Annotated in this window: 11 protein-coding genes; 6 read left to right on the top strand and 5 right to left on the bottom strand. The window is 36.0% G+C overall.

The genetic code is table 11. From position 1 onward, the window contains the following. The first annotated feature begins 19 nt into the window (after nt 1-19). From IPK91_12725 to IPK91_12700, 6 genes are all read left to right on the top strand, one after another. A complete protein-coding gene (locus IPK91_12725; GenBank protein MBK8298115.1) occupies nt 20-1561 on the top strand; it encodes a T9SS type A sorting domain-containing protein in 1542 nt (513 codons plus the stop codon). Between the two features lie 132 nt (nt 1562-1693). Then, entirely contained in the window at nt 1694-3400 is a 1707-nt protein-coding gene (locus IPK91_12720; GenBank protein MBK8298114.1) for a serine hydrolase, read from the top strand. A gap of 107 nt (nt 3401-3507) precedes the next feature. Further along, a complete protein-coding gene (locus tag IPK91_12715; protein ID MBK8298113.1) occupies nt 3508-4557 on the top strand; it encodes an MBL fold metallo-hydrolase in 1050 nt (349 codons plus the stop codon). 259 nt (nt 4558-4816) lie between these two features. Then, nucleotides 4817-5905: a ketoacyl-ACP synthase III gene (locus IPK91_12710; GenBank protein MBK8298112.1), complete on the top strand. Its 1089-nt coding sequence runs from the start codon at nt 4817-4819 to the stop codon at nt 5903-5905. A gap of 69 nt (nt 5906-5974) precedes the next feature. Then, nucleotides 5975-6214, top strand: a complete 240-nt coding sequence (locus IPK91_12705) for a hypothetical protein (protein ID MBK8298111.1) — start codon at nt 5975-5977, stop codon at nt 6212-6214. Between the two features lie 81 nt (nt 6215-6295). Continuing rightward, the gene (locus tag IPK91_12700; protein MBK8298110.1) at nt 6296-6772 is read left to right on the top strand and encodes a nuclear transport factor 2 family protein; all 477 of its coding nucleotides are present in this window, start codon (nt 6296-6298) and stop codon (nt 6770-6772) included. Between the two features lie 135 nt (nt 6773-6907). Here IPK91_12700 and IPK91_12695 read toward each other — a convergent pair whose 3' ends face one another. From IPK91_12695 to IPK91_12675, 5 genes are all read right to left on the bottom strand, one after another. Then, on the bottom strand, nt 6908-8356 hold the full coding sequence (locus IPK91_12695) for a hypothetical protein (GenBank protein MBK8298109.1): 1449 nt from the start codon (nt 8354-8356) through the stop codon (nt 6908-6910). A gap of 132 nt (nt 8357-8488) precedes the next feature. Continuing rightward, nucleotides 8489-9145 carry a hypothetical protein gene (locus tag IPK91_12690; GenBank protein ID MBK8298108.1) on the bottom strand — a complete coding sequence of 219 codons (657 nt, stop codon included), beginning with the start codon at nt 9143-9145 and terminating at the stop codon, nt 8489-8491. A gap of 51 nt (nt 9146-9196) precedes the next feature. Continuing rightward, nucleotides 9197-10762, bottom strand: coding sequence for a bifunctional metallophosphatase/5'-nucleotidase (locus IPK91_12685; protein MBK8298107.1), 1566 nt, complete (start codon nt 10760-10762; stop codon nt 9197-9199). A gap of 45 nt (nt 10763-10807) precedes the next feature. Then, the gene (metH, locus tag IPK91_12680) at nt 10808-14488 is read right to left on the bottom strand and encodes a methionine synthase (protein ID MBK8298106.1); all 3681 of its coding nucleotides are present in this window, start codon (nt 14486-14488) and stop codon (nt 10808-10810) included. A gap of 304 nt (nt 14489-14792) precedes the next feature. Beyond that, a complete protein-coding gene (locus IPK91_12675) occupies nt 14793-15212 on the bottom strand; it encodes a T9SS type A sorting domain-containing protein (GenBank protein MBK8298105.1) in 420 nt (139 codons plus the stop codon). Between the last annotated feature and the right edge of the window lie 107 nt (nt 15213-15319).

Genomic DNA, 15319 nt, shown 5'->3' with positions numbered 1-15319 from the left:
AAAATTCAACTTAAATAAAATGAATTTTTTTTCTAAACTAATTATATTTAGTACCAGTTTTTCAATGTCAGCTAGTGTCTATTCTCAAGATGGTTCGCTTGATCCTACATTTGACAATGATGGAATCGTAACTACTTCGATCGGATCTGGTAATGATCACGGCAACACCATACGTATCCAAAGTGATGGTAAAATTGTAGTAGCCGGAAATAGCGGAAATAATTTAGCTATAGCACGATACAATACAAATGGATCTCTCGACAATGCATTTGGCACAGGAGGTATCGTAACTACAAATATTGGATGTGCGAATGCTTCCGGTAGTGATTTTATTATCCAACTAGATGGAAAATATTTAATAGGTGGATACTGCGGTATTTTTCCCAGTTATGATTTTGCATTGACACGTTACCATATCAATGGCTCTATAGACAATACATTTGGAATTAATGGAACTGCAATCACAGCAATTTTGAATGCTGGCGATCAAGGCCTTGCACTCGCCATTCAAAATGACGGAAAAATAATTCAAGGGGGATATACCGATAATGGTTCCAATGGTGATTTTGCTTTGATTCGCTATCATGTCAATGGGGCATTGGATACTTCCTTTGACATCGATGGAAAAGTAATTACATCTGTCGGAACAGCTAACGACCTAATACGTGCAGTAGCTATTCAAGACGACGGAAAAATTGTCGTTGCAGGTTATAGCTATACCAATCCAAGTTTTTCCTATGACTTTGTTGTAGCGCGCTACAATATAAATGGAAGTTTGGACAACACGTTTGGAACAGGTGGAATACTAACAACGGCTATCATAAAAAATACAAATGATTATGCTGAATCAATTGCCATTCAAGCTGATGGAAAAATTATTGTCGGTGGATACAGCTACTCCGGTCAGTTACTTTTGGCAAGATACATGCCTAATGGAAGCCTGGATAATACATTTGGAACAAGTGGGACGATTGCTACCTTTTTCGGCGCGTCCTATCAAAATGATTATTCACTAGCCTTACAAAGTGATGGTAAAATTCTAATTGGCGGCTATAGTCTGCTTAACAATACCAATTCTGATTTTACATTAGCTCGCTACACCGTTGAAGGCACATTAGATCGCAATTTTGGTACAAATGGTGTGATTTCAACTCCTATCGGTACTATGGATGATATAGCAACATCAATTGCTTTACAACAAGACGGTAAAATTGTTTTAGCTGGGAGGAGTCATACTGGCATCAATTTTGATTTTGCACTTGTAAGATTCAATAATACAATCACTACTGATTTAAAAGCTTTTGAAACTAAAGCCATTGAATTAACAGTTCAACCAAATCCGTTTTCAACTGAGACCATGCTCCTATCAAGTTCCACTTTAATAAATGCAACGATCACACTTTACAATTCACTCGGAAATTCTGTAAAAACAATCACGAATGTTTATGGAAATATCGTTGCTATTTCTCGAGACAAACTACCAAGTGGATTTTACTTCATCCAATTAAAACAAGATAACGAAATGAGCTTGATAAAAAAATTAATTATTTCTGATAATTGAAAATAGATCAAAATTTAACTTGCTGCTCAATATCACAAAATCAATTAATTTTACCTTTTAATGCGTTTTAATATTTTAAACAAGCATTTTATTAAGTACATTTTTATAAATAAAATCATAAAAATAATTAACATGAAATACCTATTCCTGATTTTAATTGCTTCCTGCTCACTCCTGGGAATTGCGCAGAATACCCTCCCTGCTGATGTTGACAAAAGCATTCAAGATCGCATTACCAATGGCCACAGTCCAAGCATTGTGGTTGGAATCATTGACAAAAATGGACCCCAATATTATTTGTATGGAACTAAAACGATTGGTGGAGAAGCCGTTGATGAACATTCCATTTATGAAATTGGATCGATTTCAAAAACATTCACCGGCATTTTACTGGCACAGATGGTTCTTAATAAAAAACTAAACTTAGAAGATCCTGCACAAAATTATCTTCCTGATGTTGTTAAATTACCCGTGCGAAATGGGCAACAAATTACCATCGGACAATTATCAGATCACACTTCAGCATTGCCACGAATGCCATCAAATTTCAGCCCAGCCGATCCTGCAAACCCTTATGCAGATTATTCCATCGAACAGCTATATGCATTCTTAAATAATTATAAACTAAGTCGCGAAATTGGCTCGAGCTATGAATATTCAAATTTGGCACAAGGCTTACTAGGTCAAATACTATCAATTAAATCCGGAAAATTATTTGAAGAATTAATGATCCAAAATATCGCAAAGCCATTAAGAATGAAGGAAACTAAAATAAGCTTAGATCCAAATATGAAGAAACATCTTGCAATAGGACATAGCCAAGGCGTTCCGGTAGCAAATTGGGACTTGCCCACATTGGCAGGTGCAGGGGCTATACGTAGCTCACTTCATGATATGCTTATTTATATAGGAACAAATGCAGGGATTCTGAAATCCAAACTGTATCCCGCCATGCAATTATCTCATACAGCTCGACATGCTAAAGCCGACAATGGTACACGTGTTGGATTGGCCTGGCACATATTTGAAGGTGCTGAAGGTGATGTGATTGCCCACAGTGGAGGTACTGGTGGCTATCGTACATTTGCCGGATTTAATGTACAAACTGGAAAAGGAGTCGTTGTATTGACAAATTCTGACAGAGGGGCTGATGACATTGGATATCATCTACTAAACACTGCAGCTAAATTAATCGAAGTAAAAAAATCAGCTGCAAGTGAACTAAACAAAACGCTTGTCACAAGTGGAGCAGAATCTACCTTGAAAAGATATGAAGCTTTGAAAAATAACGGTGCAAATAACTATGAATTCAACGAGTCGGAAATAAACACCAATGGGTATAGCCTTTTGAATGCCGGTAAAATAAAAGAAGCAATCGTTCTATTTAAAATAAACATGCAAGAATTTCCAAATTCTTCCAATGTCTATGATAGTTATGCAGAAGCTCTTATGAAAGATGGCCAACAACAAGCAGCAATTGAAAATTATAAAAAATCACTGGACTTAAATCCAGGCAATAGCAATGCAGTTGAAATGCTAAGCAAAATGGGCGTGAAACATGAACCAAAAAATAATTTTGTAGACAATGCAGTATTGGCTTCTTATGTCGGAACCTATCAACTTTCTCCGGCATTTACAATCACCATTTCCAATGAAGGAAATCAACTATTTGCACAAGCCACCGGACAAAGTAAATTTGAATTATTTGCAAAGTCCGCCACAGAATTTTACCTTAAGGCGGTTGAAGCACAAATTCATTTTACTGCAGTTAATGGAAAGGTAGAAAAACTTACATTATACCAAGGAGGGCGCGTTATACCTGGAATGCGAATGGAATAGGTGAATTGTACCTTTATTTAAAAAAATAAATTAAATTTGATTCGTTAAATAAATATCATGACCCAATTCAAAGAATTAATTGTATTAGTAGAATTAAAACTCAATCGGTGAAGCAAGTCTTCAACTCATCTAAAAGCGTCCAATTATCCCAAGCACTATTGAATTGTTATTTGGAATTGAAATGGGGAATTGTAATACTATCAAGCCTTGCCATCGTTACTGGCTGTGGTTCTAGTAGTCCATTAGAAACAAATTTTTGCAATACCAATTATTTTTTTAACGATACAACTAATTCTTCAAAAGATAGCATTAAAATTACATTTTTAGGGACCTCAGCTTTGCTCATTGATGATGGAGCCACTCAAATACTTACAGATCCATATTTTTCAAGACATGGTCTGTGGTCAGTTATTTTTTCAAAACTATCTACTAAAAAAAATGTAGTGGATAGCATTTGCAATCATTACAAAATGGATCGAATCAATGGCATTTTTGTAAGCCATTCCCATTACGATCACGCATTTGATATTGGCTATGTTGCAGAAAAAACCAAAGCACCTGTGTATGGTTCTTCTTCTACTCTAACTATAGCAAGAGGTGCTGGAATTTGTGAATCAAAATTAAATCTTTTTAACACCTGTGAAGAAGTCGTATTGGGTGATTTTCGGATCACTGTAATTCCTGCCCTACATTCCCCACCCGCCTGGTATAACAATGACATTGGTCAAACCATTGACTGCGAATTTAAACAACCCGCATGTGCTAAAAAATACAAGGAAGGTGGAAGCTTTGATTTATTAATAAAACACAAAGATCATTCGATATATATTAAGCCATCTGCAAATTTTCTTTTCGGTGGATTAGATTGTATAACTGTTGATGTGTTGCTACTAGGAATTGGTGGCATTGGAAATGAATCAAAAAAATTCAAAAAGACCTATTATAAAGAAACTGTTGGAAAACTTAATCCGAAACTAATCATTCCCATTCATTGGGATAATTTTTTCAAACCGCTTTCTGATTTGTTGGTTCTGATGCCAAGACCTATTGATAATACTTCTAAAACTTTAAAATTTATCAAGCGTAAAACAAAAAATGATAAAAAGGAATTAAAAATTCTGCAAGGTGGAAAAAGTATTATACTATTCAAAGATTAATATTCAAATAAAAGAAATAAGCAAATACAGAAAACTCATTAGAAAGGATGAAAGCGTGACATCAATAAAATAGAAGACATCGATCCTTTACCGGATGCCTGAAAAAATGTACTAAAACTAACCCATCCGTATTTTATCGAAATTTTGCGAATTTAGCTATATATTTGGTCTTGTCAAGTGGCAGTATGGAACCAAGCTTGGCCATAATTTGCCCAAACATGCAAACAATTACCACGTTTCCCAAATTATACAAATTTTCATGAATAATTTAGTTTATAAAACTGTGATTACCGGTACCGGGTGTTTTATTCCGCCTATTATTAAAACGAATCGGGATTTTACCGTACATGATTTTTTTGATGAAAATAAAAACAGAATCGAAACAGATCCTGCAATCGTGGTTGAAAAATTCAGACAAATTACAGGCATTGAAGAACGACGCTATGCACCAACCGGAATGAATACTTCCGACATTGGAACGTATGCAGCTATAGAAGCATTAGATGATAGTGGCATTGATCCTGAATCGTTGGATCAGATTATTGTTGCTCAAAATTTTGGCAATGTAATTAAGCATACGAATCAATCTGACATGGTTCCCTCACTGGCTGCTCGAATCAAACATAATCTCAAAATAAAAAATCCACATTGCGTTGCATATGATGTATTGTTTGGCTGTCCAGGATGGATTCAAGGGATGATTCAGGCTGATGCCTTTTTAAAGGCTCGATTAGCGAATAAATGTTTAGTCATAGGTGCAGAAACTTTGAGCAGAGTCATCGATGTGTATGACCGTGACAGCATGATTTATTCAGATGGTGCAGGTGCTTGTGTTGTAGAATATCGGGAAGTAGATGCAATAAATGGAAGTGGTATGTTGAGTTCTGCAAGCGCATCCCATTGCATGGAAGAAGTTTATTTTTTAAATTTAGGAGAATCTTATTTTCCAAATTCAGACCCACGTCAACGTTTTATTAAAATGAAAGGTCGTAAGATTTATGAATTTGCTCTGACTTATGTACCCGCCGCAATGAAAGAATGTCTGGATAAAGCAAATGCCAAAATCCAGGATGTTAAAATGATTTTTATTCATCAGGCAAATGAAAAAATGGATGAGGCCATTATTAAAAACTTATATAAATTGTATGGCATCAACCAAACCCCTACCAATACGATCCCAATGAATATTCACAAACTGGGAAACAGTTCCGTTGCTACGGTTCCAACTTTATTTGATACAGTGCGTAAAGAAAAACTTGAAGGATTTTCTTTAGAAAAAGGGGATTTGGTATTATTTGCATCCGTAGGGGCAGGAATGAATATTAACGCAGTTTGTTATCGAATGTAATCCGTATGGGTTTGGATACACGATTTGAATAGTTTCTTTTTTTTTGAAATGTAATTTAATTTAAATTTAATGAACCTGACAGATTGGATTGGATTCATAGGTGTAAGTTTATTGCTTGCTGCCTTTTTTATGAACCTGAAAGGCATAATTCAAAAAGAAAGTCTAAGCTATTTATTACTAAATATTGGAGGTGCGGGCTTAGCCTGTTTTGCTTCAATATTACTAAATTATTTTCCATTTATTATACTGGAAGCTTGCTGGACTTTGGTTTCACTCCATGGTTTGATTCAATATTTAAAACTTCATTAAACAATTGAAGAAATCAGCATAAATGCACTATTGGATCAAAATATACTTATATTGCACAAAACTTTAAACAAATCAATATTTATGAAAAATCAAATTTATGCCTTATTAGGTATGCTTACCTTACTTTTAACTTCATGCGCTGCACCGGTTGAACCACCAAAAGCAATTGATATGAATCAATTAAAAGTTGAAATTCAAAAAATGGAAGATGCATTTGCTGCTGCTGAAAAAGCAAAAGATGCTGATGCGGTGGTGGCGTATTACAGTGATGACGCTGTAAGTTATAGTCGAAACGAAGAGCCTGCATCTGGGAAAGCTGCCATTAAAGATAAAATTGCAAAAGGAATTGCTAAAGACACCACAGGAAATTACAATGTGTATAAAGTGGTTGATCTGTTTGCAGAAGGAAACACAGCTATAGAAATCGGTTCATGGACCGTTATGAATCCTGCCGGGGCTGAAGTAAAAAAAGGACATTACATGTCTTATTTTCAAAAACGAGATGGTAAATACGTCTGTGTACGGGATATGAATGTAAGTTCTGCTCCTGAAAAATAAATTGCTTATTTCAAATTTCATAAATTATCATTGAAATAACTTGAAATAAATAATTTAACAAGTAAAAACCCTGCTTGCATATTTATGTGGCAGGGTTTTCTTTTTAGTCCAATGCAAATTTCATATTGCTTTGTTCTAATATAAGTAATCCGATTTAGATTTTAATAATAAGATGCCCTGTTGTAAAAATGTAGCAATCGCTGATGTTTCGAATGCCAGATTACCCTGTAAATCTATAATTTCTACCCGCACAAATTCCGACCCTTCAATCCCTTTAATATAAACTCGATCTACTACAGGATTTGGATAAATTTGTATCAAAGTAGGCCCCAGTTTACCTTCTATTGTAATTTCATCATATTCAATGGCACCAATCGATCGTGCAGCTCCAGAAAATGGTTTGCCAAAAAAATCGAACACCGGATCTGATTGATGCTTTCCTGAAGCAATTGCTGGGCTTTGTTTAATTAAATTAAAATCATGTTTGAATCCATCTACAAACATCGCCGTAGTTGCCCCGAAATTTTTTGGATTCCGATCTTTAATTAAATCCAATTCCGGAGTATCCCAATACGGTCCATTGAAAACTGCACTTAAAATACTGTAATAAATATTGTTACTAAAATTTACAGCAGTTTTAAATTGGACTCCGCCATTAAAATACGCTGTTGAACCAAAAGAAAAAATATTATTCTCAACAAAATTATCCGATAATGCAGGATATAAGGAGCTCGTTGTTAAAAAACGCATCGTTGCCTGCTCGCAATTGTAAAATGTATTATTAATTACCTTACAATGTTTAGCAGACGAAAGTGCCAACCCTCTATATGAATTAACTATAATATTAGAGAAAAAATTGATATCTCTAACTTCAAAGGTATCACCAGGACAATAAAAAGCAGCTCCAGTGTCTCCGCCTAATTCATAAGCAACCCATGGAGCTTTGGATGCATTAATAAATAAATTCTGCATCATCGTGATATCTGATGAACCCCCTTTTATGTGCCCACCACTTAAACAATTTTCAAATCGATTGCCTCGAATCAAACCTTGATGACAGGTATTGAATGACATGGCTTCACAAGCCGGAATATCTTTAAATGTATTGTTACTCACTTCAAACAGATCCACTCCTGCAAATTTAAAAGCTACGGTGGCGGAGCTAGCAGTAACATTTGAAAAGGAACAATGATCTACCCGAATAAATTTAGATTGTGTTGCACATGATCCCCCATTATCAATGCTAAATAATCTACCTGGAAAATTTACGTTGGCTCTAAAGTTCAAATTTGTAAAATGCAGATATGTACAACTTACAAATTGCCATCCGCCTGAAATCTCGATAGAATCATTATGAAATCTGGTAATCGTAATCCAATTTGTTGAATTCCCATTTAGATTTGAAATTAACTGATACGCTGCATAGTTTCCTGCATGCAAATAAACCGTATCTCCTGGTTTTACAGCATTATTATTTACTGCCAATTGAATGCTTGAATAGGTCTGACCTGGTCCAATATGAACCTGAGCCTCTATAGCTAATAAATTAAATAAAAAACAAACAGAAAGAAACTTGAATTTCATCTAATTAAAAAACTATAATTTAATAGTCAATCAACTACTTGCGAACACCAAATTAGGATACAAAAAATCTAAATAGATGATGTGCAAATTGTGAAAGTATAATCTAATAGGAATACTTCCATTGTAAATTTTTTATTTTCGCCAAAGCAATCCTGCTATTATAGCAAAAAATAAAGTATATGCATAGCGAACGTATTCATAAAACGCCGTGCTGGAATCCCAAATCAACATAATTGTAATCCCGGCAGCGCCAAAAATAATTGCAAAATATCCTAATCCTTTTGGTAAAAATGTATCTCTTAAAATTCCAATGCCCATTGGTAAAAATCCAAGGCAGAAAAACATATATCCCATTCTTCTAAGACATAAAACCCACTCATAAGTAACTTCTAATGTTTTAACAAAAGGTTCCTGTTCAGCTGCTGCAAGTGTTGAAGCTTTCCATCCAGCCCATGCTCCCATATGCATAAAATAAGCTTCTGCTGTTGTACCTACAAACAATGCAAGGCAACAAACGATAATTCCTGGGTTGACAATCGGATGAGAGGGTGAAATTCGCAATAAACTGCCTAAAGAAAATAATCCCATGATACCTAAAAAGACTCCAAAAACAAGGACTCTAAAGGACCAAATAAAAAGTGTTTGGTTGTCATGTGCAGTCAGTAAGGAAGCAAGATTAAACGCATCCTGCAATTGAACCGGTCGCATCAAGTAGCCGGCATTGACCATAATGGCAGACAAAAACAGCAAGACTGCGGTAAACCGATAATTAAATTTTGAGTTTTCCATTTGTATTCGTTTTGACAAAAGTAATAAGTCTCCTCCTAATTTCCGAATTCCTTAGCGGCCTCCTTTTTTTAAATAATCAATGACTGCTAGTCGAACATCCTTGCGCAAATCCGTTGCAAGGTAGGTGCTGATTTGGCTAACATTTGTAATTTCTGGATTCTTTGGTGTAAGAAAATCGAGATTTTTTTCTAAGCCGGTCAATAAAAAATCATTGACTGCTATATGATAGCTCTTTTGACTATTAAGAACTTCTCCATGTATCAACCACTCAGCATTCTTGGTTCTGCCGATTTGAGCCCATTGAAGATATCCACCCGAACCCTGATTGGCCCAGCCGATATCTAACACTTTTTTTAATAGCGCTCCGGTAATATCCAGTTCTACTATACTTCCACCATAAGGCAATGCTCTTAAAATATCATACTGACTTAATTTTCCACTCAGCATATCATCCACCCGCACACTTCCGGAATTCATGATGGCTGCATCTGCTTTCTTCTTTGTGGAAACCAACATGGCTTTACTGATCATTTCACAAAAAGCAGCCGGCTTATTTCGCAAGGTTAATTCTCTTGCATCATAGGGTTCATGCAAGCTAACCAACTCTTCATCCGGATCAAATCCCATTTCCCTGATTACTTTATTTTCTATACCCTTCCATTTGCTGACCAATTGAGCAACTTCAGCATCTGGTACTATGCTTTCATCTAACTTTACCAAACTTGATATAATACTGGATTTTTTTGATGTCACATTGTATGAAATTCTATGGACATACACAGATTTAGCATTTGCATCGGCCTTAGTCAATACCGTAGGTCCTATTTGGTGCTTCATGTTTTCATGTTCATGACCGCCCATAATTAAGTCCAATGCTGGATTTAATTTTGCCATTTTTATATCATCCTCCATATTTAAATGGCTCAATGCGATTTGCAGATCGGTAGTATTTGACAATGAAGTCAAAGCCATTGAAACACTTTGAAAGACATCCTTATAATTAACAAAATTTACTTTATTCGCAGGTAAACATGGTGCAACAATTCCAATTTTTAATATGGCTCCATTTTTATTAGAAAATGGTAATATTCGGATTTCAGGAATGGCTGTTTTATGTCCGTTAACCTCTTTGTAAAATGGTTGCTTCGTTTCATTGACTACCTGCTGGACATTGCTTGAAACCCATTCAAAACTTGACTCATTAATTCGCTTTTGAAGAGACGCCTCATCGATATCAAATTCATGATTTCCAAAAGTTACCAAATCAAATCCAACCAAATTCATAACATCAACCATTTGCTTTCCTTTGATACGCTCTCCTTCCCACTTAAGTGTACCTATTAATGAAGGGCTTAAAAAATCACCAGCCATTACAGTTAATACATTCGGATTTTCCTGCAGCAGTTTTTTTCTGACGCTTGCAATTCTTGCAGCACCTCCTACTTGACCGTTATCCAATGCAGCGATTTCATAAAAATCATTTACCTGAAGAATAATTAATGACACCGTTTCATCTGGTGGAAATGCTTGGTTGTTTAAAGCATTCTTCTTTTGAAAAATGGCGCAGGATGATAGAAATCCAATTGCTATGAATAAAATAAAAATTCGAAAATTCATGTATCGGTTCATATATATACAAATTGTAAATTCAAATAAACCCTATTAAGGTAATAATGGACTTAACCATTTCGTTGCAATTGCTTCATCCCATCCTTTTCGTTTAGCATAATCCTGTAATTGGTCATCTCCAATTTCACTTATTGCAAAATACTTAGCATCCGGATGTGAAAAATACCAACCACTCACAGCAGCTGTCGGAAACATTGCCATACTTTCTGTTAATTGCAATCCAATAAAACGTTCGACTTCCAGTAGATTCCAAAGTGTTTGTTTTTCAGTATGATCCGGACATGCAGGATATCCCGGAGCCGGACGGATGCCGGTATAACTTTCTTTAATCAACTCGTCATTGGTAAAATGTTCTGATGGCGCATAAGCCCAGATCTCCGTACGCACTAACTGATGCATGTATTCTGCCAATGCCTCTGCCAATCGATCCGCAAGAGCTTTGACTAAAATAGCATGGTAGTCATCATGTACTTGTTCATACTGCTTCACCAGTTCATCAACACCAAATCCTGCAGAAACAGCGAATGCGCCTATGAAATCGCAATGGGCTGAACCAACAGGTGAAATATAATCGGACAAACAAAAGTTAGCTTGACCCGCTGTTTTTTTAATTTGCTGTCGCAAATGATGCAGTCTGAGTTTTTCGACAGCGCACGATTCATCCTCATAGAGTATAATATCATCTCCAGATGAATGCGCCGGAAAAATTCCAATTACCGCCTTCGCTGTCAATAATTTTTTAGTTATTAATTCATCAAGCAATCCAAGTGCATCCTCAAATAATTTGCTTGCTTCATTCCCAACAATTGGATCTGTCAAAATTGCTGGATATTTTCCAGCTAGTTCCCAGGTTTGGAAAAATGGAGTCCAATCAATAAAGGATTTCAAAAGTTCGGTATCCACCGATTCGAAAACACGAATGCCTGTTTGCTGCGGTGGATTAAAGTAGGTATGATCCCAATCTATTTTAAATTTATTGGCCTGAGCTTCTGTTAAACTCAACAATTCTTTAAATTTCTGGCGTTGTTGTCTTTGAATCCGAACTCGCTCGTAGTCCTCTTTTAAATTACTTAAAAATTGATTTCTAACTTCCGTGTTATCGGTCAATAAATTACTAACCACTGAGACAGCTCTTGATGCATCGAGCACATGGACCACAGGAAAATCGTATTGTGGTTCAATTTTTAAGGCCGTATGTAATTTTGAAGTAGTAGCCCCACCAATTAATAGAGGTAGTGTAATCTTGTTTTTCTTCATTTCCATTGCTACATGGACCATTTCATCCAGGGAAGGTGTAATTAAACCACTTAATCCAATTACATCTGCATTAATATCTTTCGCGTGTTGCAATATTTTTTCACATGAAACCATGACACCCATATCGCTGATTTCGTAATTATTGCATGCCAATACAACTCCTACTATATTTTTGCCAATATCATGCACATCCCCTTTTACAGTAGCAAGTACAATTTTACCTTTTGCTTTTGCAGCTTCAGTTTTATCCTGCTCTAAAAAAGGAGTTAAGTAAGCAACGGATTGTTTCATTACCCGTGCGCTTTTAACGACCTGGGGTAAAAACATTTTACCAGAACCAAATAAATCACCCACTTCATTCATTCCGGCCATCAAAGGTCCTTCAATGACATGCAATGGTTTTGTAAATTTTAATCTGGCTTCTTCCGTATCTTCAATAATAAAATCTGTAATCCCTTTAACCAAAGCATGTTTCAAACGGTCTTCAACCGACTTCGTTCTCCATTCATCTTGAATTATGGGTATTTTACTTTTAACTTTTATTTTAACTTGTTCTGCAAAGTCTGTCAATCGTTCTGTTGCATCGCTGCGACGATTAAATAATACATCCTCAACCAGCTCTAGCAGTTCCTTAGGGATTTCATCGTACACCTCCATTTGCCCTGCATTGACGATACCCATATCCATCCCTGCATGAATCGCATGATATAAAAATGCAGTATGCATTGCATGCCGAACGGTTTCATTTCCACGAAATGAAAATGAGAGATTGCTTACGCCTCCACTGATTTTAACGCCAGGACATAGTTGTTTGATTTGCTTGGTTGCCTCGATAAAATTAATCGCATATACATTGTGTTCTTCTATACCCGTTGCAACTGCAAAAATATTTGGATCAAAAATGATGTCTCGCGATTTAAAGCCAACTTTATTTATCAACAAATCATAAGCACGTTTACAAATACTTACTTTGCGCTCAATGGTATCCGCCTGACCTGCTTCATCAAATGCCATAACGACCACCGCAGCACCATAGCGTCTTACTTTTTTTGCTTGTTCAATAAATTTTTCTTCCCCTTCTTTTAAAGAAATGGAATTGACAACGGACTTGCCTTGCAAACATTTCAATCCGGCTTCAATCACATGCCACTTTGAAGAATCTACCATTACCGGAACTCTGATAATATCCGGTTCCGAACTAATCATATTGATGTATTCCGTCATGGCTTTTTCCCCATCCAATAAGCCCTCATCCATATTGATGTCAATAATCTGTGCCCCCGACTCAACTTGTTGGCGCGCTACTGAAATGGCTTCATCAAATTGATTATTGAGTATAAGCTGTGCAAATTTCTTTGAACCTGTGACATTGGTTCGTTCACCAACATTTACAAAATTTAGTTCAGGGCGAAACTCCAGCAACTCCAATCCAGATAATGTAGTATAAGCGGAACCACAGGGAATTTTTCTGGGTTCAATTGATTGAACCGCTTGGGCCATTAAACGGATATGTTCTGGAGTAGTTCCACAACATCCACCAATAATATTTACATAGCCCTGCTCTGCAAAATCCAACATAAATGCTTGCATTTCAGCAGCCGATTGATCATAACCACCCAATTCATTTGGCAAACCGGCATTAGGATACGCACTCACCCGACAATCGGCTCGTTTACTCAAGGTTTCAAGATAAGGCCTGAGTTCTTTTGCTCCCAATGCACAATTTAAACCGATTGAAAACATGGGCAAGTGAGACATTGAAGCCAGAAAAGCTTCTACCGTTTGACCTGACAAGGTACGTCCACTTGCATCGGTTATGGTCCCGGATACCATCAATGGAATCGCATAACCAATTTCTTCAAACAATTCATCGATAGCATATAATGCTGCTTTGCCATTCAGTGTATCAAAAATGGTCTCAACTAAAAAAATATCAACACCCCCTTCAAGCAATCCTTTGGCTTGTGTATAATACGCTTCTTTTAACTGATCAAAATTTACTGCGCGGAATGCAGGACGATTCACATCTGGACTTAAACTTGCCGTCCGATTGGTTGGCCCTAAGGCGCCTGCAACAAAACGAGGGCTTGATGGATCTGTCTTTTGAAATTCGAGTACAGCTTCTTTAGCAATTTTAGCAGACTGAAAATTGATATCATACACCCAACTTTCCAATGCATAGTCTGCTTGCGACAAGGCATTTGCGCTAAATGTATTGGTTTCAATGATATCTGAGCCTGATTTTAAATAATCCAAATGGATCTGCTTAATTACATCAGGACGAGTAATAGACAATAAATCATTATTGCCCTTTAAATCATTGGGGTGATCCGCCAAGCGTTCATTTCGAAAATCTGCTTCCTGTAATTGGTATTGTTGGATCAAAGATCCCATAGCACCATCCAAAATCAGGATTTTCTTTGAAGCTAAAGTTTCAAGTGTGGAAAAGATGTTCATGAACTTGCAAAGGTATATACACTGAATGCATATAACCAAAGCTTATTCAGAATACTTGAAATAGATTTAATATTCAAATGAATACAAATTTAGGGTCTTAATTCAATGTCTCGTTTTGATATCATTTAAGTTTTTAAGCAATTGAAACCTTACTAAATGAAGTCACTCCGAGTGATCGTTTGATTAGTTTTCATACCAAGTTCCTAAACCATGGGTTTAAACCCATGGTTTAGGAATTTGGCATGAAAACGGGTTGCTACAATTTAAAGGATTCTCATAGCCTATTTAAACAGCAATTATTCTCTTAATTAAAAATTACTCTGTGATAATACACTTCTCCTAAAATATTTGACAATTTTAAAAAGTAAACACCAGTTGGAAGCGCATTGCGTTCTATGGTTTCACATTCATCAATCCAACCTTTTCGGTACACAACTCCTTTTTCATCAAATAACTGATACTGGTTGAAATCATCGGTCTTGATCTTTATAAAATCTGTTGCTGGCACCGGGTAAATTGATACTTGAGCAACTCCAAATTTGATATGTTCTTTAATCATTGATTTCGATTGCATCAATTTTGCTTCCTGCAAAATAAAATGATCATGATCTGCAAACCAAAATGGAATCATTGCAATGCCTGGTTCCGGATTGATTTCTGCTTTTAAATTAAAAGCCAGTAATAAATTGAAACAAATACCGAAATTAAAGATTAGCTTTTTCATAATAAACTTTTAAGTAAGACCTTTCAGTAATACTAAAGTTTAAGAAAAATAAGCCAGGAAAAATTATATTTTTCTAAATTAAACCCATCAAGAAATTAGCAGTCTAT

Source organism: Saprospiraceae bacterium (genome assembly GCA_016712145.1).
Lineage (GTDB): Bacteria > Bacteroidota > Bacteroidia > Chitinophagales > Saprospiraceae > Vicinibacter.
This window is presented reverse-complemented; position numbering and strand designations above follow the sequence as displayed.

What these genes read in the sequence shown, in the direction of transcription:
- IPK91_12685 (MBK8298107.1), bottom strand. Translation starts at nt 10,762, where the DNA reads ATGAATTTTCGAATTTTTATTTTATTCATAGCAATTGGATTTCTATCA.
- IPK91_12695 (MBK8298109.1), bottom strand. Translation starts at nt 8,356, where the DNA reads ATGAAATTCAAGTTTCTTTCTGTTTGTTTTTTATTTAATTTATTAGCT.
- IPK91_12700 (MBK8298110.1), top strand. Translation starts at nt 6,296, where the DNA reads ATGAAAAATCAAATTTATGCCTTATTAGGTATGCTTACCTTACTTTTA.
- IPK91_12720 (MBK8298114.1), top strand. Translation starts at nt 1,694, where the DNA reads ATGAAATACCTATTCCTGATTTTAATTGCTTCCTGCTCACTCCTGGGA.
- IPK91_12705 (MBK8298111.1), top strand. Translation starts at nt 5,975, where the DNA reads ATGAACCTGACAGATTGGATTGGATTCATAGGTGTAAGTTTATTGCTT.
- IPK91_12675 (MBK8298105.1), bottom strand. Translation starts at nt 15,212, where the DNA reads ATGAAAAAGCTAATCTTTAATTTCGGTATTTGTTTCAATTTATTACTG.
- IPK91_12710 (MBK8298112.1), top strand. Translation starts at nt 4,817, where the DNA reads ATGAATAATTTAGTTTATAAAACTGTGATTACCGGTACCGGGTGTTTT.
- metH (MBK8298106.1), bottom strand. Translation starts at nt 14,488, where the DNA reads ATGAACATCTTTTCCACACTTGAAACTTTAGCTTCAAAGAAAATCCTG.
- IPK91_12725 (MBK8298115.1), top strand. Translation starts at nt 20, where the DNA reads ATGAATTTTTTTTCTAAACTAATTATATTTAGTACCAGTTTTTCAATG.
- IPK91_12690 (MBK8298108.1), bottom strand. Translation starts at nt 9,145, where the DNA reads ATGGAAAACTCAAAATTTAATTATCGGTTTACCGCAGTCTTGCTGTTT.